Origin of the sequence: Mesorhizobium hawassense (assembly GCF_003289945.1) — a bacterium.
Classification (GTDB): Bacteria; Pseudomonadota; Alphaproteobacteria; order Rhizobiales; family Rhizobiaceae; genus Mesorhizobium; species Mesorhizobium hawassense.
The window spans coordinates 317,576-340,395 of the sequence record NZ_QMBP01000004.1; the positions used below are offsets into that span (position 1 = coordinate 317,576).

Here is a 22,820-nt window from a genome sequence, read left to right on the forward strand (position 1 = left end):
GCTCAGGACTCTCCAAGCCAGAATGTATCCGGCATGTAGACACCGAAATAGGCGGTCGGGTCGTAGCCGTAGAGGGCCTTGTCAGGCAGATTGCGCAGCCGCGAGGATGCCAGAACCGGCTGGTCCGTTCCGTTCACCGTGCCGATCGAAAACACCTGATCGGTGTAGATCGACAGCATTGAATTCCAGATTTCGGCGCGCTCCGTGGCCCCGGTCGATGCGTTCCAGCGCTTGAGCAGAGCCATCAACTCGACCACGGGCGGAAGATCGGGCGCCTCGCCGGCCGTGCCATGAGACAAGTAGTGGGCACCCCAGAGCGGCCATTGCAGCTGGTCGTCGATGGTGGGAGCCAGCTGGTACGGATTCATGTCGGCGGTCGGCACGCCATTGTCGATGCCCGACCATATCGACATCATGATCTCGCCGCCAAGCGCGCGGCTGCGGAAGATGTCGCGCTGTGAAGTCCGGACGAACAGCGCGATGCCGATCTGGCGCCAGTGATCGGTGATGAGTTCGAGCGCGTCGGTTTCCAGTGTGCTTTCGCCGGCTGTTTCCACGATGATTTGCGCCGGGCGTCCGTCAGAAAGGATCCGCAGGCCGTCGTCGTCACGTGTCTGAAGCCCGACCTCGTCGAGCAGGGCATTGGCCTGGTCGGGATCATGGGCGACCCAGGCTTTCGCGAATTCCGGCCGGTAGAGCGGGCTCTCCGGCAGGACCGTATCGGCACTTTCCTGCGCCAATCCGTAGAACACGGCCAAATTGATCTCGCGCCTGTCGACGGCGAGCGAGAGGGCGCGACGCACGCGCACGTCACGAAAAAGGCCACGCCACACCTGGTCGGAACAATTCAGGTTGGGCAGCAGCGCCAGCCGCGAACCCTGTGTGCGTTTCCACAGATGCATCTTCACCGGGTAACGCTTCTCAGCATCCTTCAGGAACGAGTAATCGGCAAAGTCAATTCCCATGCACTGCAGGTCGCTCTCGCCCGCACCGGTCTTGGCGGAAATGATCGCCGACGAGCTGACATTCATGATCACCCGGTCAACATAAGGCAGTTGCCGGCCATTCTCGTCTATTCGATGAAAGAACGGGTTCCGCTCGAAGACGAACTGCTCGGCCGGCGGCTTGGTCCGGTTCTGCCAGGGGTCGAGCGTCGGCAGTTCCGGGTTCTCCGGGCGATATTGCCGCGACATGCGGATATGCAGGAGCGTCCATTTCTTGGCCCTGTTCTCCTCCATCAGGCCGGCGAGCCTGAATGGATCCTGGTATTTCTTGTGGAACTGCTTGAGATAGGCGGCCGGCAGAACCAGTGATAGCGGCGAAGCGGCAGCGAGCTTGGGCAGGAAGTCGGGATTGGGCGCATCCCAACTATAGCGGACCGTCGAGGGATCGACGATCTCGAATCGCGGCGGCTTGCCGTCCGCCAGCAGGGTCGGGGCGAGCCCGCCTTGCGTAAGCTCATCGTTCAGCCAGACATCTTCCCAGCAATAGCGAAAATCCTCCGCCGTCAGCAGGCTACCGTCAGACCATTTATGTCCTTCCCGTATCTTGAAAGTGAAGACGCGATCGTCCGCCACGTCGAAACTTTCGAGAATGTCGGGATGCAGGTTGAGCTTTTCGTCATAGCCGACCAGGCGGGCATATCCGTAGATCGTCATCATCCGGATATCTTTCTGGCTGCCGATGATCGTGCGCAGCGTGCCGCCATACTGGCCGGGCTGCCGGCCCATCGCAGCGAGGTTCAACACGCGCGGGCTCTTGGGCAGGCGTTCCGACAGTGCCGGCAGCGCCAGGGCCTTCAGCCGCGGCTGAAGAAATTCCGGCTCCAGATCGCCGGCGCGCGACGCGCTCGGCAGAAATGCCGAAGCCATGAGCCCAAGGACGGTGCGCCGGCTGATCAATGGCGTAGCTCGCTGACATTGGCCGTGCGTCGGGCCAGAACGAGGTGGCCGCCTCCAAGATCGAGCGGCGACAGCATGTCCTCTTCGCCCTCGTCGCGAAATTGCGGTCCCCATGCGCTGGTGTCGGAAGCGCCGCTGAGCTTCAGCGTCTTGAAATCCATCGGCCTGTCGAGATCGGGGAAAGGTACCGCGGCGACCAGTGAGCGCGTGTAGGGGTGGACCGGTTTCCTTAGCAGAATTTCGCGCGGTGCAAGCTCGACGATACGTCCGCCGCACATCACCGCGATGCGGTCTGCCATGTAATCCACCACCGCCAGGTTGTGCGATATGAACAGGTAGGTCAGGCCCAGTTCCTTCTGCAGGTCCTTCAGAAGGTTCAGGATCTGCGCCTGGACGGAGACATCGAGCGCCGAAACCGGCTCGTCGCAGATCAGGAGTTCCGGCCCCAGCGCCAACGCGCGCGCAATGCCGATACGCTGACGCTGCCCGCCGGAGAAACTGTGCGGATACCGCTTGATGAAGCGCGGATCGAGCCCGATTGCCTGCATCAGGCTCTTGACCGTGGCGAGTCTGGATGCGGCATTGCCACGTTGATGGATTTCCAGCGGCTCGCTCAAGATGTTCTCCACCGTCATGCGAGGTGAAAGCGACGAAACCGGATCCTGGAAGACCATCTGGATTTTTGCGCGCAGCTTGCGCAGGGCATCTCCCTCGCCCTCCCAGACGTCGATCGGTCCATCGCGGCCGCTGAAGATCACAGAGCCACCGCTGGGGGTGACAGCCCGCATGAGGATCTTGCTGACGGTGGTTTTGCCGGATCCGCTTTCGCCGACCAGACCCAGGCACTCACCCCGCCTGATATCGAAGCTCACGCCGTCCACGGCGCGAACAGAGGTCTGATGATCCCCGCCGAACCATCCGGACTTGCGGATGGTGAAGGTCTTCTTCAGATCCCTGACCGACAGCAGGATGTCGTCCGGCCCCTTCGACGCCGGCGCCGTCTGCTTGCCGAGCAGATTCTCGACATTCACCGGCACCTCGCGGAGCGCCTTCAGCCTTTCGCCAGGCTTCAGCTCGAAATGCGGAACGGCTGCCATCAGGCCTTTCAGGTAAGGATGACCTGGCCGGCGGAATATCGCCTCGACAGGTCCCGCTTCCATGATCTCGCCGTGGTAGATGACGACCACCTCGTCGGCGACATTGGCGACCACGCCGAGGTCGTGGGTGATCAGCAGCATCGCCATGTTCAGCTTGGTCTGAAGCCCGCGCAGCAATTGCAGGATTTGCGCCTGGATGGTGACGTCCAGCGCCGTCGTCGGCTCGTCGGCGATCAACAGGGCGGGCCGGCAGATAAGCGCCATGGCGATCATGGCGCGCTGGCGCAATCCTCCTGAAAGTTCAAAGGGATACATATCATAGGCGCGCTTGGGATTCGGGAAGCCGACAAGGCTGAGCATCTCCTCGGTCCGTGCCTTGCGCTCCGCCCGAGCCATGGGCGTATGAATCTGCAGGGATTCGCTGATCTGGTTACCGATCGTGTGCAGCGGCGACAGCGATGTCATCGGCTCTTGAAATATCTTGCCGATGCGGCTGCCCCTCAATGCCCGGATTTCGGGTCCATCGCGCGCCATCTTCAGGATATCCTGCGTCGTGCCGGGCTTTTCGGGATCGGAGAACAGGATACGGCCACGAACATGGGCGGAGTTCGGCAAAATGCCCATCACCGCCTGGCTGAGAACCGATTTTCCGGAACCAGACTCGCCCACTAGCGCGGTAACCTTGCCGGGCAGGACGCGAAGGTTTGCGCGCCTGACGGCATGCAGCGGTCCGCCGATGATGGCAAAAGAGATGCCAACATCTTCTATACGCAGCAGGTCAACACCCGAATTCATTCCACACCAGCCCCACTCTGGCATATCCAGAAGGGGAGACTACCGCATTGTCAGCCGGGAGCAACTTGGATTCGAAACGGTCGCCAGCGGCGGAACCGGCGACCGGACTGCCTGCTGAAGGCGTTCGGATCAGATCGTGGCGTTTACTGGAGCTTGCTCAGGTCGCCTGCCGACAGCCGCGCGCTATCGCGGTGGAGCAACATGACCTGCTCTGCGTCCGATCTATGGTCGTAAATCGGCTCCAGCACGCCGTCTTGGTCGAGCACCGGAGCACCCGACAGATCGGGTGATAGCACCGTCAGCTTCTGCTTGATGCCGGCCAGTTCCTCGCTACCGAGCGTCAGCCAGGTGTTGGCGCCGCAATAGCTGGCGAAGTCTTTGCTGGCGAGAACGCTGTGCGGATATTTCTTGGTCAGGGTCTGGAGGCGCTGGACCTCGTTTACAGCCGAGCCGAAGGCGGAGAATGTGAGCCGGTCGGTAAGCCCGACATTGCCGAACATCACATTGCCGACATGCAGACCGATGCCGAATTTTATGGCGCCCAACCCCTGCTCCTTTCTGCGCAGATTGAGATCCATAATGCGCGCGCTGGCCTTGTGCGCTGCCGCAAGGGCAGCCTGGCAGGCGATCTCGGACTGCGAGCGGTGCCTTTCGCAAGGGTAGACGGCAATGAAGCCATCACCAATGAAACTCATGATCTGCCCGCCTTTGCGATTGAAAGGCGCGGCGACGGCGTCGAAGAACTGGTTCAGCGTATCGATATAGATTTCGCGGCCGGAGGTTTCGGCAAGTCTTGACGACCCGCGCATGTCGCCCATGACCAGCGCGGCGCGGATCGTGTCGCCCTCGCCGCGCTTGATCTGGCCGTCCAGCACGCGCCTGCCGGCGTCGCCGCCGAGATAAGTGGTCATCATGTTGTCGGCGAGCTTGGTGAGCACTGCCATCTTGGTTGCAATGGCGAGATGGTTCTGGATGCGCAGCAGCGCCGAAATCATGCTGTCGCTGAAGCCTCCAGCACTGTCGGTGGACCAAGACCCCAACATGCCCTGACTTGTGTTGCCGCTGAAGTGCTGGACGAAAGCCATGTAATCGGTGATGCCCATAAGCCGGAGTTCATCGAAAACAGGAAACTCCGGCGGTACCGACGGGTCGAGCCGGCGTCGCAGATGGTCGAGCTTGTTGCTGAGCAGATGGTAGTACGGGCTGGTCAGGAACCTGTCGGACGGCACGCCGTCATTTTTGCGGAAGCCTTCCACTTCCATGCCCTGGCCGCGAAGCCAGGTGAAGCCAAGCGCATCATAAAGCGGATGCAGCATCGAAAAACTCAAATGCACCCGCTTCAGCGGCAGGCCGGCGGCGGCCAGCCGTTCACAAAAGCCCTTTACCAATGTCTCCAGGTCGTTGCCCGCCAACGCCGATTGGGTCAGCCAATCGGCAACCTTGTCCATGAGAATGGGGGAAATTTCTGCTTGCGCTGTGCTCATGCCATCTCGAAACCCGTCGAAGACGGGCCATTCTCCTCTGATCTGCCCACTACACAGTCCGCCAACGACCCAAGATAAGACCCTCGAAGTTAATGAGGCGGGCTTCCGCGGCAAAAGCCGGTGAAGAATTTCTCGAATGACCGTCCTTGCAGGCAAGGAACAGGCGTGACCGCATCTATTTCTGGAGCAATATGTGTAGAGGCTGCCGGCGGAGTGCAACCACGATCATGACATTCGGCAAAAGAATTTCCCGGCTCAGACGCCGTCAGGCCTTCACCACCGTCTCTCGGGCCAGCCCGAGGCGGCCAAAAACATTGCGTGTGTCGACGATCAGAAGGGCGTGATCAGCGATCGCCTGATAATCGATCGCGTCGTGGTCGGTCGCAACCACGACGGCATCGAAACCCTTCAAGGCCGCCTCCGTCAGTTCGACCGAGCGGCGCCCCTTGATCGCCATATGCTCCCGTGTGGTTGGGATCTCGCTAACATGCGGATCGTGGAATTCCGCCTTGCCGCCCCATTCCTCGATGAGTTCAATGAGCCGCAATGAGGGGCTTTCGCGGATGTCGGGCACATTCTTCTTATAGGCGAGCCCGATGATGAGAATGCGCGATCGGCTGAGCGCCTTGCCGCGGCGCCGGTCCAGTGCTTTCGCCAGTTCATCGACCACATGACGCGGCATAGCCGTGTTGATCTCTGCCGCCAGCTCGATGAAGCGGGTCGGCAGTTCGTATTCGCGCGCCTTCCACGTCAGGTAGAAGGGATCGATCGGAACGCAGTGCCCGCCAAGTCCGGGGCCAGGATAGAAAGGCATGTAGCCGAAAGGCTTGCTCTTTGCCGCCTCGATCACTTCCCAGATGTCGATGCCCATCGCGCCGAACACGACCTTCAACTCGTTGACGAGGGCTATATTGACCGAGCGGAAGATGTTCTCCGTCAGCTTGACCGCCTCGGCAGTCGCCGTGGTGGAAACCGGAACGACGATTTTGACCACGCCTTGGTAGAAAGCCCGCACGAGCGTCGCCGCGTCTATGCCGTCGCCTGCCACGACCTTGGGAATCGTCGCGACTTCAAAGCTGCGGTTGCCGGGATCCTCGCGTTCAGGCGAGAAGCCGAGGAAGAAGTCCAAATTCGACCGTAAGCCGGTTTCTTCCAGCATGGGCTTGATCACGTCGTCGGTGGTGCCGGGATAGGTGGTTGATTCGAGCACGATCAGCTGGCCGAGACGCAGATGCTTCGCGATGGTGCCCGCGGTGCTCCTGACAAAGGAGAGGTCCGGCTCACGGTTTTTCGTCAGCGGTGTCGGAACACAGATGACGATGACATCGCAGACGGCCAGTTCGGCGAAATCAGCAGTTGCGCGGAACCGTCCGCTCTCCACCTGGTCGGCAAGGGCTGTCGACGTCACCGCCTCGATGTAGGATTTGCCGTTGTTCAGGCTCTCGACCTTCTGAGCTTCGATGTCGAAGCCGGAAACCGGGAAGCCGGCGCGTGCGATCGCAACCGCCAGCGGCAACCCGACGTACCCCAGTCCGATAACGCCGACTTGCGCGGCGCGCGTCGAAATCCGGTTTAGAAGACGGTCATATATCGATTGTGGGGCGTCCAAGAATCCGCATTCCCGTGAATTCGAACAGGCCCTCCGTTCCCATGGCGAGGCTCACCTGTCCCAAGAACCATGGCCGAGGCATATTGCGGAAGATCGATTTCCGCAAGCCGTCATCAAACCGGCAGCTTGGCCTTCAGGCTTGCGGCAGCCATCGCATAGCCGCCGGCCGCGCCGTCGATGAAATGAACGTGATCGCGCTGCAGCGGCGAGGCGACGAGGCATGTCATCAAGGCTGATTTCTGGCGCTGCAGGCCATAGTTGCAGATGCCCGCCTCTTCCGCCTGTTTCAGCCGGTCTTCGATCCGCTGCAGCACATCCGCGTCGACGTCGATGGTCATCTTCAAGCCATCGTCGAACTTCCGGAAATCCGAATTGCTGGCCACGTCGCGCTTGTAGACCTTCGGATCGAAACTGCCGACCGTCCAGCCAAATCTGTCGGAGACGGCCGTAAGCGTCATCAGGAATATCACCCAGAGCTTCGACAGCCACCGCCGTCCTGGCGGCGCCACGGCCCGCGCCTCCACATCGAGGCCGGCGGGCAGCAAACTGTAGCCGGGCCCGTCCACCGGCACCGGGTGGCCATCGCGTTCCTGCCTGCCGGCAAGGGCGATGATGTCGGAAACCAGAAATTGAAAACCGCGCAAGTCGCGCGATGCACCCGGTATGGCTATGATCGAGACGATCTCGCCATGCCGTGCTTCGATCGGGTTCCAGCGGCAGGACAGGCCGGTCAGATCCGGCCGCGCGCCGGCCGGCGCAGGGTCGATGCGGTAGCGCCCGGCTTTCATCTCGGCCTCCGCCCAACTGCCGCCACCGCCGGCGAACATGGCATAGAAGACCGCTTCGGAGGCCTGGAACCTCGCAACGCGAACGTCGAGGCCTTGCGCTCTTATATCCGTTATCGGCACGATTGCGGCACGCAAGGTCAGGTCCAGTTCGTCCGCCACCCATCTTTGAACTGCCGCCAGCGCGTTGCGGGTGATCTCCAACGCCGAGCCGGGAAACGCCACGAGCGCTCCGTCGCCGCCGAAGACAAAGGGAAGGTCTTGCCGGCCCAGCGCATTGAGCAACGCCGAAATGACGCTGGCGCCGGCCATATTGACGGTTTTATAGCGTCCGGCCTGGATCGCCTTGGTCGAGCCGACAATGTCGGCGGTGGCCAGCGCCCAGCCATCCGGGAGAGGCCGGTAATTGTCGATATCGGCAACGCTTTCGAACTTTGCGAAAATCGGCAAAGAAGCGACAAACGGGTCGGACACGGCGGTTGTTTCCATGAGCATCAGATAGCACATTCCACTGCTTGAAGGTGAAGTCGATCGTGCTTCGAAATTGACTTGCGCCGGCTTTCCGATGATAGGGTCCGGCGATGCGAATTGCCTTCTACGCGCCGCTGAAGTCACCCAATCATCCCGTTGCCTCCGGCGATCGCCAGATGGCGCGGGCGCTGATCAAGGCGCTGGAGCATGGCGGGCATGACGTCGAACTGGCATCGGAATTTCGTGTGTATCTACGCGAGCCGGAGTCGAAAAGTTTCGATGCTCTCGAGATCGAGGCCCGGGAGGAAGCCGCGCGGCTGACAAGGCTCTGGGATCGTGACGGCAAGCCCGATCTCTGGTTCTCCTATCATCTCTATTACAAGGCGCCCGACCTGATCGGGCCCGAGTTGGCCTCGACCTTCGCTCTTCCTTATGTGACGGCGGAGGCCTCCCATTCGAGCCGCCGCAACGCCGGATTATGGGCCGATGCGCAAGCGCTGGTGGCTGGAGCCGTCGAGCAGGCCGCGCTAAACATCTGCTTCACGCAAAGGGATCGTCACGGACTGGCGGATGCAGTGCCCGACGCCGCTTTTGGCATGCTTTCTCCCTTCATCGACACATCGGCATTCCGGGAAACGCCGGCACGGGGTTGTCCGACGCGCCTGGTTACCGTCGCCATGATGCGCCCGGGCGACAAAGTCGAAAGCTACCGCATGCTGGCGCAGGCGCTCGGTTCGATCGGCCACCTCCCCTGGACCATGTCGGTCGTTGGGGACGGGCCTGCCTGTGACGAGGTCAGGGCGCAATTCGCCGGCTTGCCCGCCAACCGTATCGAATGGCTTGGCGCGATTGAGCCAGCCGCCGTGCCGGATGTCCTCTACAGTGGGGGAATTTACGTCTGGCCGGGTTTCGGCGAGGCCTATGGGGTTGCCTATCTTGAAGCACAAGCCGCCGGCCTTCCGGTGGTAGCTCAGGACATTGCCGGCGTGCCGGAGGTCGTGCGGGATGGCCAGACCGGGTTTCTCACCCCGCCGGGCGATGTGGCGGCGTTCACTGCTGCCATCGAACGGCTTCTGACGCGTAACGACGAAAGAACCCTCATGGCCGCAGAAGCCAGACGTTTCATCCTCGAAGAACGTTCCCTCCGTGCTGCAGCGGCGCATCTGGCCGAGCTTCTTGCGAAGATTCCATGACATCCGATCAGATCTGGCAGCCCTTGGTCGAAGAACTGGCGCGCCGGCAACGGGCGGGCCGTAAGGCAGAGTTCTGGCTGCGCGACGACGACGCCGTGGATCCGACGCCCGCGCTTGATCGGCTGCTCGACCTCAACGCTGAATTCGCGGTTCCGGTCACTCTGGCCGTCATTCCGGCCCTGACTGATGAGAAACTTGTCGTCCGGCTTGACGAGGCGCCGCATGCCACGGTCGCCATCCATGGCTGGGCGCACCGAAATCATGCGCCCGAGGACCAGAAAAAGCAGGAACTCGGCGCGCATCGGCCGCGCGAGGCGGTGCTCGATGATCTGGCTCGCGGGCTCTCGCACATAACCGGCCTGCACGGCGCACGTGCCGTTCCGATGCTGGTGCCACCCTGGAACAGAATCGACGCCGGCTTGGTGTCCGACCTTGGGTCGATAGGATTTGCGGCACTGTCGGTCTTTGGGCCGCCGCAGCCGGCTTCTGTGGCGGTCATCAACAGCAACGTCGACATCATGGATTGGCACGGCACGCGCGGCTGCCGCGATCATGGCCTGTTGGTTCAGGCTATCGTCGCGCAATTGCGGCATGCATTCGACGGCGGCGAGCCGGTCGGCCTGCTCACGCACCATCTCGTACATGATGAATCGGCGTGGCTTTTCCTCGACCGGCTGTTCACGGTCACCGCGCGGACCGAGGTCTGCGCATGGCTTCCGATCAGGACATTGATCGAGCGCGGCGCCGGCAGAGGAAAATAGCTCAGCGCTTTTCGTGCAATGAGACCGGAAATTTGAGCGTCTGGCCATCTCGCGCGGCAAAAGCGCCGGCAAACCTGTCTTTGGCCAGTTTCTCGATCGCGTCCAGCTCCTCGTCGGTGCGTGCCGGATCGTGGTGAAACAACGCAAGCTCCCGCGCGCCGGCCGCCTCGCAGAGCTTGACGCCCTGTTGCCATGTCGAATGCCCGTTACCGCGGCGGTGTTCCATTTCCTCCTCGGTGTAGGCGCAATCGTAAATGACGAGGTCGGCATCTTCGATCAGGCCGAGCACCGCCTGATCGAGTTTGTCCGGCTCATGCTCGGTGTCGGTGATCACCGCCACGACGCGGCCGCCCCATTCGACCCGGTAGCCTATGCAGCCGCCCGGATGGTTGAGACTGCCGGTTCGGACCACCACCCCTTGGCGCGGCCGAAGCACGTCTCCGGATACGAAATCGCGGCAGTCGATGCTTGCCTTGCAGATATCGAGTTTCACCGGAAACCACGGCGGCCGCATGAATTCGTCGACCATCTGCCGGGTCGTCATGCGTCCCGCAAGATGGCCGGACCAGAGCCTGACTTTGACACTGCGGTCATAGATCGGTTTGAAAGCCGGCAGCCCGATGATGTGATCGTAATGGCAATGGGTGAAAAACAGGTCGAAATCGGTGACGCCCGATGCCCGAAGCGCTCCGCCGGCAGCCCGCAGCCCAGAGCCCGCGTCAAACAGAAGCGTATGCTTGCCGCATCGCATCTCAATGCAGATCGTGTTGCCGCCATAGCGAGAGAATTCTGGCCCAGATACCGAAATGCTTCCGCGGACGCCCCAAAACCTGACCAGGAAAACGTCGTCGTCCATGCTACCCCTTCGCAGGTCGCCCATGGTGGCCGATGTCATCACGACGGCGAGGATTGAGCGCGTCATTCGTTACCTGGCGCTTCGCGCATCGATCAGATCCGCGGTCGTATGGCTTAGGCGATCGGCAAGCACCCGCACCATCTCGATGGTCATGTCCGGGAATTCCCTCATAAGCCTCAGGAAATGATCCTTGCGGATTCTCAGGACTTCCAGCGGGCTTGCGGCTCTGACGGTGGCGGTGCGATAGACGTTGCACAATATGGCGATCTCGCCAACGATCGAATTTGGAACGATCTCGGCAACTTTTATCGGACCGCTGTCGGAATCGACCAGAACATCCGCCTTGCCCGAAAGGATGACATAGGCGGCGTCCCCCTCGTCGCCCTGCCGGAAAAGGATCTCGCCGGCTCGGTAACTCACGCGATCGGACGTGAACGCAAGCAGCTTGAGCTTTGCCGGCTCGATGCCAGAGAACAAGGGAACGCGTTGCAGCATTCCAACCTCATCCTTGAGCAGCATTGTCGCAAACCTTCCCAAAATTCACGTCTGCCAGACTAGAACAACCTACACCCAGATGGAATCAATTCTGTTTCCGGCCAGCGGGACGAACCACGCGAAAGGTGGCGAACTCACTCAGTGGAAACCTCAATCCCTTGACCTTCAGCAAGTTCCCATCGGCAGAATGATCCCTTCTGGACGTCCAATCCCTATGACAGCAATTCCTTGAAGATACCGTTCCCCGCCAACAGTGTCTCGTGTGTTCCGTCTTCCACCAAACGCCCCAGGTCGAAGACGACAACGCGATCGAACATCATCCCCATCGCCGGGTTCGTCACGACCCACACAATTGCCGGCGAATGGCCGTCGCGTCTGGCTTCCTCGAGCACGTTTCGCAGCACCTTATCCTGCACCCGCTGGTCGAGCGCCGACAAAGGCCGGTTGAGAATGAGAAAATCGGGACGCTTGAGCAAGGCCCGGGCGACATCGAGCTTCTGTCGCTGTCCAGCGGTCAGCCGCCTGCCGCCGGCGCCGACGTTGAAGTCCAGGCCGACGTCCAGGAGCTCCGAATAAAGCCCCAGTTCGTCAAGAATGTCATAGACGATGGAGCGTATACGGTCCGGCGCGTCCGGATGGTTGTTGCCCACACGCCCGAATAGGACATTGTCCATGACGGTGGCCGCGGCAATGTATTTGGCAGGATCGTAGCGTTCGACCGCATTTTGCAGGTCGGGCGGCAGGTTTTCATAGAACTGGTTGCGAGCGGCGATGATCTTGCCCATCAGCTCCTCGCTCAAAAGGCCGAAGCGGTGCCGGGGTTCGATATAGGCAAAGCTCAAGCTGACGATCATGGCGCGGTCGTTCTCGGAAACCCCCTCGTAGGGGCGGTTCTTGAGCCGTTGCAGCAAGGTTTCGTAGGCAGGTATCTCCTCGGCGCTCATGAAAGCGAGTTGCTGAAAGAACTGATGATCGGGCGGCAGGTCGGCAAACAGCTCGATCGCCTGTTCGGCGATCTCCATGCCCATTTCGTAGAACGTGCGGTCGAGGCCGGCTTGCTTCAGCACGGAAGCAAAATAGGGATTGGCCGCCAGGGCCCTGTCTGCCAGTTCGGGGCCGGCGGCAGCGCCGAAGAGCAGGTTTTGGCCGATCGTTGCTTCCTTGTTGTAGGCGCCCGGTTCGAAAGGAACCACCAGCTCGCTCAATCCTTCATGTTCCAGGCGGGTTCGCAGCGCCGCGCGAAGTTCGACGATCCGCCCGGCAAGCTCCGAGTGACGCGTGAGGTCGGCCGAAGAGCGCAAGCCAAGATCCAGAATGTCGCGCGACAGAACAACCGCGTCGAGCACCCGGCGTATGGCTTCAAAGAGATCGTGCGGGCCGGTAGCGCCGGCGGAAGCATAGTCGATCCAGTCGCTGCGGACATCGAGATCCGTATTGCCCGACCGGCGCGCCTCGTTGATATTCCATCGGCGCTGATCTGCCGCGGCACCGTCATAAGTCACCGATGTCAGCGGTGCATGCTTCAACCCGTAGAGCAGGTTGTCGCGCAGGCTTGCATGGAACAGGAAAACGTCCGATGAGGCATAGGATATGCGCCGGCCGGTCACTGCTTCGGGGAGTTCAAGCAGGTCCTCGGCGCCCGAAGCGACCCTTCCGCTGTTTGGCCAGTCCAGCCGCGCGAAGGCTTCTGCAAGCGCCTCCGCTCCACCTGTGGCCGTGCTGACCAGCGCCACCGTCTCACCCCGCTTGACCTGGAGCGAGATACGATCGAGGAGCATTGCACCGCCATCGTCCGCCATCGACAGGTTGATCGCCGACAGCGGGTCGGCCATCGGACCGGGATCGTCGACCGTCAAGGCCCCGATTCTCGGCGAAATGACACCCTCGACGGTGAACTGTTCAACGACCTGCTGGTATTTGACCTGGACATCCTGCCGCGCCTGATCCCAGTCGATCAGTTCCTTCATCGGTCCGGGCAGGTCTTTGTAGGCGCTGATCACGGCCACGAGCTGGCCGACGTCCAGCCGTCCCAGGATGACCAGGTACCCGCCGATCATGTAGAATAGAAAGGGCGTGAGCTGGGCGAGGAAATTGTTGAGGAACTTCACCATGAATTTCCACTGGTAAAGGTCGAAGCGGATCTTGAAGATGAGCCCAAGCCTGGCAGCTATGTCCGCGCGCTCGTAGTTTGAGGTATCGTGGACGTGGACCGTGCCGATGCCGTCGACGATTTCACCGACCCGGCCCGAAAGCGCGCGCGCCGTCAGCTGCCTTTCGCGTCCGAGCACGATCAGGCGGCGCCGCATTCGCGGGATGAGCACGATCTGGATCGCCACGATGACGACCGCTATCATTCCAAGCCAGAAGTTCTGAACCATGATGAACAGCATGGCCGTCAGCGCCTGGCCGCCGAGCAGTACAGGCTGCAGAAAGGCATCGCCGATGAAGCCGCCCAGCGGCTCCACCTCGTCCTTCACCATGGTCGCCACTTCGGCGGATTTCACCCGCTTGAAATAACGCGGCGGAAACCGCAGCACACGATCGACCAGTTCGAAGCGGATGCGCCGCAGCATGCGCTCGCCCAGGCGGCCCTTGTAGGTGTTGATGTACAGCTTGAACAGCCCGTTGATGACGACCAGCAAGAGGAACACGAAGCTAAGTGCAAACAGCGTCTGCATCCGGTCGAGCTGAAAACCGTGAAAGAACTGGACTTCACCAATGAACGGAAGGTCATAGTGCAGCTTCAGGAATGGTCGGGTCGCGTCCGCTTGCTCGAAGCCGCGACCCTGGATCGGGCCGTTGACGATCAGCTTCGGCAGGTCGAAAGACATGAAATACGGGATCATCGAAAGCAAGACGATCAAAACTATCCCGACCTGCTGCTTCTTGGTGTGCGTCCAGATATAGCGGGCTAGGCTGGGTTCCATAAGCGATTGCGGGCCTTCAGTTTAAAGAACAAAGTAAAAGCACCTGCCGGCGAACGGCGCATCGGCAGTCACCGCCGGCGACACGATCGAAGCCTGCGAAGCGGCACTGCGGGGTCAGGAATGCGTTGTGTCGCCCGAAATCCCAACATACAAGGCGAATATGATGGATATCACGCAACCACGCAATGCCGGCATGGACGGGCACGAGCAAGCCCTGGACCTCACGCGGGGAATTGCCGCCTATGTCAACCACCCTCTCGTAGCAGGGTTGGCGCGCGTCATTGCCAAGCATCCGACGGCCGATATAGCCAACGCCTTCAACCACAAGCAGGTCGCCTGCAAGATGTGGGCGCTCGACAGGCTGTTCGAGAGCCTTGGCGGCCGGTTCGGGCGCATATGGGTTCTGGGTGGATGGTACGGCGTATTGCCGGCAATGCTTTTCAACGACGCCCGCTTCGATATTGCGGCAGTCGATAGCATCGACATCGATCCCGAAGTCGCGCCGGTTGCCCGGACCCTCAACCGGGAAGCCGGCGACCGGTTCCAGGCGCTGACGGCCGATATGTACGCAATCGACTATGCGGCTGGACGGCCCGACCTGGTGGTCAATACGAGCTGCGAGCACATAGCCGATCTGCGCGCCTGGCTTGCCCTGCTGCCGCGGGGCACGAATGTACTGCTGCAATCGAACGACTATTTCAGCGAGCCGACGCACATCAACTGCGTGGCTTCGCTTTCAGCTTTCGAAGCAATGGCGGCGCTGCGCGAGGTGCGGTTCTCCGGCGAACTGCCGACAAAGAAATATACGCGCTTCATGCTGATTGGAACTGTTTAGAGCAATTCCAGGAAAAGTGTAGGCGGTTTTCCGTCCGGAATTGCGTCAAAACAACGAGACGGAGTGGTTCGCCGTTTCCATGAAACGTGAAACGCTCTGTACATTTCGCCCCAGGAGCGTCGCTCGATCATCCATCGTCCGTTCGAGCGTGAACTTTTCCGAAGCCGGGTTCCAATTTCTGGGACCATGTGCGATACCGCTCGCGCAGGATTTGCGCCGAGCGACGCGCGCCCTCCAGATCGAGACGATGCGCGGATGGCCTCGGTGCTACAAGCGCCTGTTCGATCGCTTGCGCCAAACCTCCGGGCGTCAGGTCCTTCTCCATCAGCACCGTTGCAAGACCGAGTTCTTCGAGCATCAGGGCGCGAACCGTCTGTTCGGTTTCCCCGCCGGCTGCGAATGGAACGAGCAGGGAGCGACAACCCGCGCGCAGGACATCGCAGACCGTGTTGTAACCCGCCTGCGATACCGACAGGCGGGCGCCGGTCAGCAGGCTGGCGAAATCCTCGCGGAACCGAAAGATGGACAGGCCCGCCGGAACATTGCCCGCGATCGCGTCAAACTCGTCTTTCGGCAGGTTTGGGCCGGTGATCAAACACCATTTCCAAGCGTTGTCGGCATTCCGCGCCGCCGCGATGGTGGATCTGACGAGGCTCTTCCCGGCAGCCCCGCCACCGACCGACACCAGAACGTCGAAGCGCTCTGAAGTCGCGGCCGGTCGCGGCGCGGCAACGAGGCCTGTGTAGGCAACCTCGGCCCCGATCGCCCCAGCCAGTGGAAATGTCTTGTCGATGGTCGCGAAAGCCGGATCGCCGTGAACCATGACAAGGTCGAAATGTCTGTTGATGAGATCGACCGTTTCCTCGTTCCGGCCCGGCTTGACGCGCTCCTGAAGGATATCGCGCACGGATGTCGCCAGCAGCGGTCTGGGTGACGCCGCGTCGATGGCCTCGATCAGCGGCAAGAGTTCGAAACGCATCTGCCGGCGCCCAAATGGAAACGCCTCGACGATGACGATATCAGGCCTGCAATCGCGGAATGCCTGCAGCAGCATCTCTGAACGGCGTTTCTTGAATTCATCGTCGACGGGTTTGCCCTGCAGGTCGACAAGTCCGGAAAATCCTTCATCACCGGAGGTGACGGGTGGCAGCGTCACGGATCTTACACCCGGTCCCGGAAACCCCGCGATCGGCGCTCCGCCGGTCACCACGGTTACGTCAAACCCGTCGTCGGCCAGAGCCGCCGCGATGCGGCTGGCGCGCGCGAGATGCCCGATGCCCAGGAGATGCTGGACATAGAAGAAAGCGCGCGACCGCTTCATCCGGCGGCCCGCCACTCCCGCTCGAACAGATCCTTGAGCTGTCCGATGCTTGCGATATGATCGAAATTGCCGCGCACGCGCCGCTCCGCGGCGTCGCCGAGGCGGACGCGCAGCATGGGATCACGGATCAGGCGCTCCAGCGCCTTTGCAAGGGCAATCGGGTTTTCCGTCGGAACCAGCAGCCCGGTTTCATCCGGCGATAAAAGCTCCGGCACGCCGGAAATATCGGTCGACACGCAGGCAAGCCGCTGGCTGGCCGCCTCCACCAGAACATTCGGCAGACCGTCGCGGTCGCCGTTTGCGGTGATCCTGCAGGCCAGGGCGAAGATGTCGGCGCTGCGGTAGTGCTCGAGCACCTGCTCCTGCGCAAGCGCGCCTTTCCAGGAGACGCGACCGTCCAGGCCGAGCTTTCGCGCCAGTGCCTTCAGCCGTTCCAGTTCTTCACCGTCGCCGATATGCTCGAAACGCCACGCCAGATCACCAGGCAAGAGGGCAAGGGCCTCCAGCAAGGTGTCATAGCCCTTCTTTTCAACGGCGCGCCCGACACTCAGAACGATCACCGGTTCGTCCGGCGCCGAGCCGTCACGCTGTTTGCGCGCATCGCCGAAACTGCCGAAGCGATCAAGGTCGAGCCCATGGTAGCTCAGGTGCACGGACGAGTTGCCGTTGGCGAGCTTTTTCAGACGGTCGAAGCCGGTTTTCGTGCAAGTGACCGTCCAGCGCGCCGAGGAAAGCTTGCCGGCCAGATCCCAGTCCGCAGAGGTCCAGATGTCCTTGGCATGCGCCGAGCAGCTCCAGGGCAGGCCACGCAACTGGCTGGCATAGCGCGTCACCGATGCCGGTGTGTGCGCGAAATGTGCATGCAGCCAGCCCGCGCCTTCCGGCCATTCGGCTGCCAGCACGAGCGCTTGCCCGAAGCGCCGTACCCGATTGCGCGTAAAGTCGCGGGGGATATCGGCAATCAGCGATCCGAGCGCACGCCAGAAGCCCGGCCGCGGCAGACAGGCAAACAGCGAGCGAAGCACGCGCAGCGGCTCTTCATGCAGATATTCCGGCAGATAATGGACGGGCGCCTTGATCTCGTCATGCACGGGGTGGCGTTTTGCGTCGGTCGGTCGCCTGAGCGCGAAAAGTATCAGGTCGAACCCCGCACGCTCCAGACCGAGCAGTTCCTGCGCGATGAAGGTTTCCGAAAGCCGCGGATAACCCTTCAGAACCACGACGATCTTGCGATTTTGCAAGTCAGTTCATTCCTTCAATGACCGACAGGTGATGGCCGGCCCGCCGGTCTAGGAGTTCCGCGACGATTTCTGAAATATGGGGCAGCCCTTCGAGCGTCAGATGCGGATTGCTCTGCGATGGGCGGGGCCGGTCGGGCAGCGCCACCAGTGCATCGGCAAACCGCTGGGAATCCTTGGCTTCCTCCGGCAAAAGCATCTCGACGAGGCCGAGTTCGGCTGCGCGCCGGGCGCGGATCAGCTGTTCCTCGCGGGGCTCGACGCGCGGCACGATCAGCGCCGGCTTGTCGAAAGACAGTATCTCGCAATAGGTGTTGTAACCGCCCATCGCCACCACCGCCTTGGCGCCGGCAATGAGGTCTTCCATGCGGTTATCGAACTCGATGATCCTGACGTAGGGGATCTTGGACCCCTTCCTGAGCAGCTTGTTGCGCTTGCGCGCCGGCATGTAAGGCCCAAGCACGATCAGCGCCCTATGCTGCAATTGGGGATCCTGCTGATAGGCATCGATGACGTCGTGGATCAGTTCGGCGCCGTCACCGCCGCCACCGGTGGTGACGAGGATATAGTCGCCCTCGGGCCGGTGGCCGGGCAACTCGTTCCGCTGCAGGCTCCGTTGCAAGAAACCGACGAACCGCATCTTTGCCCTGACAGCCGGCGGCACATCCAGGCCGGTCAACGGATCGTAGAAATCCGGCGGACCATAGGCCCACACCTTGTCGTAGAACAAACCTATCTTGCGCATCACATCCCTGCGCGCCCACTCCGCTTCGAGCAGATGCGGCGCATCCATTACCTCGCGCAGGCCAAGCACGAGCGTGGTGCCCCGCGTCTTGAGGTAGGATAGCGTGTCCTCGATCTCACCGCGCAGGCCGAGCGGCTCCTTGTCGACGATGAAGATATCCGGCCGGAAGGTCTCGGCTGTGTGGCGGATGATCGACTGGCGCATCCTCAGCGTCTCATGCAGATCGATATCCTTTTCCAGCGAGGTGTATTCGCCGTTGCGCAACTTGATGACGCTGGGGATCTTCACGAAGTCGACACGAGCGCGGTAGTCGAAGGCGCCAGCGATGGTCGCACCCGAAATGATAAGCACCTGAAGTCCGTGGAAATCCTCGACCAGCGAATGCGCGATCGTTCGGCAGCGCTGCAAGTGGCCGAGCCCGAACGTGTCGTGGCTGTACATGAGAATTCGAGCGTTTTGTGCGTGCTGGGTCATTTCTGAACGTCTTTTGGAATTCTCGCCTTGGGAACCGGGGCGGCTGGGAAGCCAGCCTTGGGCCTAACCGACCTGTTGTGAAACATGAGGCGGCAATTTTCAATTCGTATTACTAAAGAGGGTCCATATGCTGAAGCCAGCAGGCTGTGTCTACTCCGTTGCCCGCTTGCCATGTGGTCGGAAAGAACCTGTATCACTTTGCCAATGCGTTGTAGCGGCAAATGCATGCCGTAGGAGCGATCGCATCGCGCGAACGCGGCTCCATGGAAGGCTGCGGATCTTGGGCGAGCATACACACCGCGAAGTGGGTGTCCTGAGTGAAATTCGCCGCCAGGCACCCGTCGCAGACTCGCAACGATGACGTCTTGAACCGCAACATCGGTTTCTTCAAGGTAAGGCAACGACGGACATGGATGTCGTTGATTGCCGATTTTGACCGGAAGGCTAACAGTACGATGCCACTCATAGATCGACGATTGGGAGCCAGGAACCCGGCGCGCCCGGCAAGACGTCTCGGAGATTTGACGGCGATGTTGGTCCTGATTGCCAGGTCGCTCGTCCCTGGGGTTGTCGCCCTCTTGTTGGCCGGTCCGGCACAGGCGCAGGCGCCGGCGACCGTCCCGCCCGAAAGGGTCAAACAACTGTTCGAGCTTCTCGACGACCCGTCGGTGAAGGCCTGGGTGGCCGAACAACGAAATCAGGGCGCCGGATCAACCGGAGCGCCTGCCGCGGCAGCAGCGGCTCCGCCGGCCGACGCGTCGTCCGACGCCGTGGCCGCACCAGGCCAGATGAACACGATGGCATCCTCGACGCTCGATCGGATCAAGCATCATATCGAAAAAATCATGCAGACTTTGCCCCTGCTGCCAGGCCAGTTCGCGCACGTTCGGGCAAACACCATGCAGGATATGTCCAGCAGGGGGTCGGCCGGCATATTCTTGCTGATCGCGGTGTTCATTGCAGCCGGCGTGGCGCTCACCTGGGCAACGTACAAGCTCACTCGCCCATTTCGTCTTTGGATTATCGCGCAATCGAAGGATACGCCCATCGGACGAGCCAAGAAGATTGGCGGACGCGCGCTTTATTCCAGCTTGCTGATCGCCTCGTTCGCATTGGGCAGCGCCGGCGCGTTCATGTTGTTCGATTGGCCAATGCTCATCCGTGAGATCGTGTTGACATTTCTGATGGCTGCCGTCGCTACGGCGGGTGTGCGCATGTACCTCGCAGCCATGCTCGTCCCATCCTTCATGAAGGTCGAGAACGCCGTTGAGGTTCGTGCTTTGCCAATCACCAACGAAGCGGCTGACCATTGGTTCTATTGGCTACCCCGGATCGTCGGCGTCTTTGCCTTCTTCGCCGCCGCGTTCAACCTCCTGCCTGGTCTCGGCATCGATCGGGATGGAATGGTGGTCCTGTCGCTAGGCGCCGATTTCGTAATGCTGTTGCTGTTTCTGCTTGCCGTTTGGCGTCGGCCAAGAACGCAGCGGGAAGGCGCGCACCACACGGCGGCGTCATGGATGTTGACGGCCTATTTCGTCGTTCTGTTCCTGCAGCGGATCGCCGGCCTATATATATTCTTCTGGTTTACCCTCGCCGCATTCTTCCTGCCTTTGGCAATCGTGCTGGCGCAGCGCGGGGTCAATTTCGTCCTGCGGCCGGGTTCGGAAGATCTCGGCCGGCCGACCATCCCGGCGGTGACCATCGCGGTCATCGATCGCGGAATCCGGATGATCTTGATCCTGGCGGCGGCTTACCTGCTCGCGCGCGTCTGGGGCCTGGACATGCAATCCATGCGGGGCAGCGACACGACGACGACCTTGATATTGCGCGGCTTGATCAATGTCGTGGTCATTGCCCTCGCAGCCGATTTCGGCTGGTCGATCATCAAAGCCTTGATCGAACGAAAGCTGGGCATCGAAGCATCGCACCCGGTGATCAGCGATGAAGACGTCCCGATCCCCGATCCGCAGCAGGCGCGGCTGCACACGCTGTTGCCGATCATCCAGAACATTCTGCTCGCAGTGATTCTGGTGATGGCGGTGCTGATGATGCTCGCCTCAATTGGCATCCAGATCGGCCCGCTGATCGCCGGCGCCGGCGTCGTCGGCGTCGCCGTGGGGTTTGGCGCACAAACCATCGTCAAGGACGTGATCTCAGGCGTGTTTTATCTGCTCGACGATGCTTTTCGTGTCGGCGAATACATTTCATCGGGCAGCTACAGGGGTACGGTGGAGAGCTTTTCGCTGCGCTCGGTGAAACTGCGCCACCATCGTGGCCCGCTGTTCACGATACCTTTCGGCGAACTCGGGGCGGTCCAGAACCAGAGCCGCGACTGGGTCACCGACAAATTCAACATCACCGTCGGCTATGACACCGATATCGAGTTCGCCCGCAAGCTGATCAAGCGCATCGGCCTTGAACTGGCGGAGGATCCCGAATTCAAACATTGGGTGATCGAACCGATCAAGATGCAGGGCGTACAGGAGTTCGGCGAGTACGGCATCGTCTTGAGGGTCAAGGTCACAACCAGACCGGGAGGCGCCTTCAGTATGAAAGGCAAATTCTTTCTACGCCTCCGCCAGGCCTTCAAGGAGCAGGGCATCGAACTTCCATTCCCGACCGTCCATGTCCAGGGGCTGCAGGATCCCCATGGGGCAGAGAATGCACCTTTGGAGATCACACCCGAGTTGCAGATGGCCGTCGCGCAGTCGCACACCAGGCGCAGAAAAAAAGCCAGCACGACGGAGTAGGAAAGCTTAGACACCGGTCGCATTTGTGGACTTTTGCCTTCCAGCGTCGCCTGATCGAACGAGCAATGTCCTACTTCAATTGAACTACGCCTCCCATTCAAGCATGTGCTAATAAAAGCATTGCAGGAGGATGCCATGCCGTCCCTGAGGTGGGCTGCTATTGTCGCCCTGGCCGCGACATTCAACAATGCGACACCGACAATGGCCGCCGAAGCAGTGGGCCAGGCGGTCGTGATCAAGACTGCCGTTACCGGCGCGACCGGACCGCTGGAAGTCAAGTCGCCCGTGCATCGGGACGAACGTATCAAGACATCCAATTCCGGGCTTGGCCAATTCGTGTTCCTGGATGGCACCAAGCTGGCGGTGGGATGGGGTTCTTCCGTCGTCATCGACAAATACGTCTTCAACGACGACAATTCAGTGAAGAACCTTACCATCCGCGCTGCCAAGGGAACGTTTCGCTGGATAAGTGGAAGCTCGCCTTCCTCCGCCTACCAGATCGTGACGCCTGCGGGCACGATAGGCGTGCGGGGAACGGCGTTCGATGTCCACATCGCGCCCAACGGCAAAACCGCCGTCGTGCTCCTGAAAGGATCGGCCCGCTTCTGTGGCGGCGGCGGATGCAGGGAACTGAAGCAGCGCTGCGATTGTGTGGTCGCGTCGCCATCAGGCGCAATGACCGACGTTGTAAAGGTCAATCGATCTGTGCTCACCGCACTCGGCACCCCGCGGGCATTGCCGTTCCTGACCGGCAGTCAGCAGCTTTCGGGAGGCCTTGCCGCAATCGGCGGAAATTGCGGGCTCAAGGCCTCCATTGAGAACGAAGGTGCCGCGCTGCCGCAGCGCAAATCTGCGGCACCCGGTCCACCCAGTCCGGGCACGCCCAATCCGCCGAGCCCGCCGGACCCGCCACCGCAAGGCGACACGGATGACGGCAACAATGGCCATGGAAACGGCCCGGGTAAGCACGATCCGAGTAATCCTGGAAAATCCAACGGTCCTGGCCGCGCCAACGGATAGGGAAAGGGGTGGCAACGGCAAGAGCCACCGAAAGCCGCTCTTTTTCTTGGCGTGTCCGGTATT

Annotated in this window: 16 protein-coding genes; 5 read left to right on the plus strand and 11 right to left on the minus strand. The window is 61.0% G+C overall.

Annotated features, from left to right (window positions below):
• Positions 1 to 2: 2 nt before the first annotated feature.
• The 5 genes from DPM33_RS11620 to DPM33_RS11640 all read right to left on the minus strand — a co-directional run bounded on the left by DPM33_RS11620 (position 3) and on the right by DPM33_RS11640 (position 8,178).
• Positions 3 to 1,901, minus strand: coding sequence for an ABC transporter substrate-binding protein (locus DPM33_RS11620; RefSeq protein WP_112097561.1), 1,899 nt, complete (start codon positions 1,899 to 1,901; stop codon positions 3 to 5).
• Positions 1,898 to 3,793 (minus strand): ABC transporter ATP-binding protein, encoded by a 1,896-nt coding sequence (locus DPM33_RS11625; protein ID WP_112097562.1) that lies wholly within the window; start codon positions 3,791 to 3,793, stop codon positions 1,898 to 1,900. The genes DPM33_RS11620 and DPM33_RS11625 overlap by 4 nt, the downstream gene beginning before the upstream one ends.
• A gap of 143 nt (positions 3,794 to 3,936) precedes the next feature.
• Positions 3,937 to 5,277, minus strand: a complete 1,341-nt coding sequence (locus DPM33_RS11630; RefSeq protein WP_112097563.1) for an adenylate/guanylate cyclase domain-containing protein — start codon at positions 5,275 to 5,277, stop codon at positions 3,937 to 3,939.
• Positions 5,278 to 5,542: 265 nt separating this feature from the next.
• Positions 5,543 to 6,886: a nucleotide sugar dehydrogenase gene (locus DPM33_RS11635; RefSeq protein ID WP_112097564.1), complete on the minus strand. Its 1,344-nt coding sequence runs from the start codon at positions 6,884 to 6,886 to the stop codon at positions 5,543 to 5,545.
• Positions 6,887 to 6,999: 113 nt separating this feature from the next.
• A complete protein-coding gene (locus DPM33_RS11640; RefSeq protein ID WP_112097565.1) occupies positions 7,000 to 8,178 on the minus strand; it encodes a DUF3095 domain-containing protein in 1,179 nt (392 codons plus the stop codon).
• A gap of 74 nt (positions 8,179 to 8,252) precedes the next feature.
• On the opposite strand from DPM33_RS11640, the gene DPM33_RS11645 reads away from it, so the two are divergent.
• Positions 8,253 to 9,335: a glycosyltransferase family 4 protein gene (locus DPM33_RS11645; RefSeq protein ID WP_112097566.1), complete on the plus strand. Its 1,083-nt coding sequence runs from the start codon at positions 8,253 to 8,255 to the stop codon at positions 9,333 to 9,335.
• Positions 9,332 to 10,096, plus strand: a complete 765-nt coding sequence (locus tag DPM33_RS11650; RefSeq protein WP_112097567.1) for a polysaccharide deacetylase family protein — start codon at positions 9,332 to 9,334, stop codon at positions 10,094 to 10,096. Before DPM33_RS11645 ends, DPM33_RS11650 begins: the two co-directional genes overlap by 4 nt.
• A 1-nt stretch (position 10,097) precedes the next feature.
• Here DPM33_RS11650 and DPM33_RS11655 read toward each other — a convergent pair whose 3' ends face one another.
• From DPM33_RS11655 to DPM33_RS11665, 3 genes are all read right to left on the minus strand, one after another.
• Positions 10,098 to 10,952, minus strand: coding sequence for an MBL fold metallo-hydrolase (locus DPM33_RS11655; RefSeq protein WP_112097568.1), 855 nt, complete (start codon positions 10,950 to 10,952; stop codon positions 10,098 to 10,100).
• Positions 10,953 to 11,021: 69 nt separating this feature from the next.
• Positions 11,022 to 11,471: a cyclic nucleotide-binding domain-containing protein gene (locus DPM33_RS11660; protein WP_112097569.1), complete on the minus strand. Its 450-nt coding sequence runs from the start codon at positions 11,469 to 11,471 to the stop codon at positions 11,022 to 11,024.
• 188 nt (positions 11,472 to 11,659) lie between these two features.
• The gene (locus DPM33_RS11665) at positions 11,660 to 14,374 is read right to left on the minus strand and encodes an ABC transporter transmembrane domain-containing protein (RefSeq protein WP_112097570.1); all 2,715 of its coding nucleotides are present in this window, start codon (positions 14,372 to 14,374) and stop codon (positions 11,660 to 11,662) included.
• A gap of 163 nt (positions 14,375 to 14,537) precedes the next feature.
• Here DPM33_RS11665 and DPM33_RS11670 point away from each other — a divergent pair, with 163 nt between their 5' ends.
• Entirely contained in the window at positions 14,538 to 15,209 is a 672-nt protein-coding gene (locus DPM33_RS11670; RefSeq protein WP_112097571.1) for a class I SAM-dependent methyltransferase, read from the plus strand.
• A 127-nt stretch (positions 15,210 to 15,336) separates the two neighbouring features.
• Here DPM33_RS11670 and DPM33_RS11675 read toward each other — a convergent pair whose 3' ends face one another.
• The 3 genes from DPM33_RS11675 to DPM33_RS11685 are packed head-to-tail and all read right to left on the minus strand — an operon-like array spanning position 15,337 to position 18,987.
• Positions 15,337 to 16,530 carry a glycosyltransferase family protein gene (locus DPM33_RS11675; protein ID WP_112097572.1) on the minus strand — a complete coding sequence of 398 codons (1,194 nt, stop codon included), beginning with the start codon at positions 16,528 to 16,530 and terminating at the stop codon, positions 15,337 to 15,339.
• The gene (locus DPM33_RS11680) at positions 16,527 to 17,771 is read right to left on the minus strand and encodes a glycosyltransferase (protein WP_112097573.1); all 1,245 of its coding nucleotides are present in this window, start codon (positions 17,769 to 17,771) and stop codon (positions 16,527 to 16,529) included. Before DPM33_RS11680 ends, DPM33_RS11675 begins: the two co-directional genes overlap by 4 nt.
• Position 17,772: 1 nt before the next feature.
• Complete coding sequence (locus DPM33_RS11685; protein ID WP_112097574.1) at positions 17,773 to 18,987, minus strand: glycosyltransferase family protein; 1,215 nt, start codon at positions 18,985 to 18,987, stop codon at positions 17,773 to 17,775.
• A gap of 365 nt (positions 18,988 to 19,352) precedes the next feature.
• On the opposite strand from DPM33_RS11685, the gene DPM33_RS11695 reads away from it, so the two are divergent.
• A complete protein-coding gene (locus tag DPM33_RS11695) occupies positions 19,353 to 21,737 on the plus strand; it encodes a mechanosensitive ion channel family protein (protein WP_245442086.1) in 2,385 nt (794 codons plus the stop codon).
• A 201-nt stretch (positions 21,738 to 21,938) separates the two neighbouring features.
• The gene (locus DPM33_RS11700) at positions 21,939 to 22,757 is read left to right on the plus strand and encodes a FecR family protein (RefSeq protein ID WP_425373485.1); all 819 of its coding nucleotides are present in this window, start codon (positions 21,939 to 21,941) and stop codon (positions 22,755 to 22,757) included.
• Positions 22,758 to 22,820: the final 63 nt, after the last annotated feature.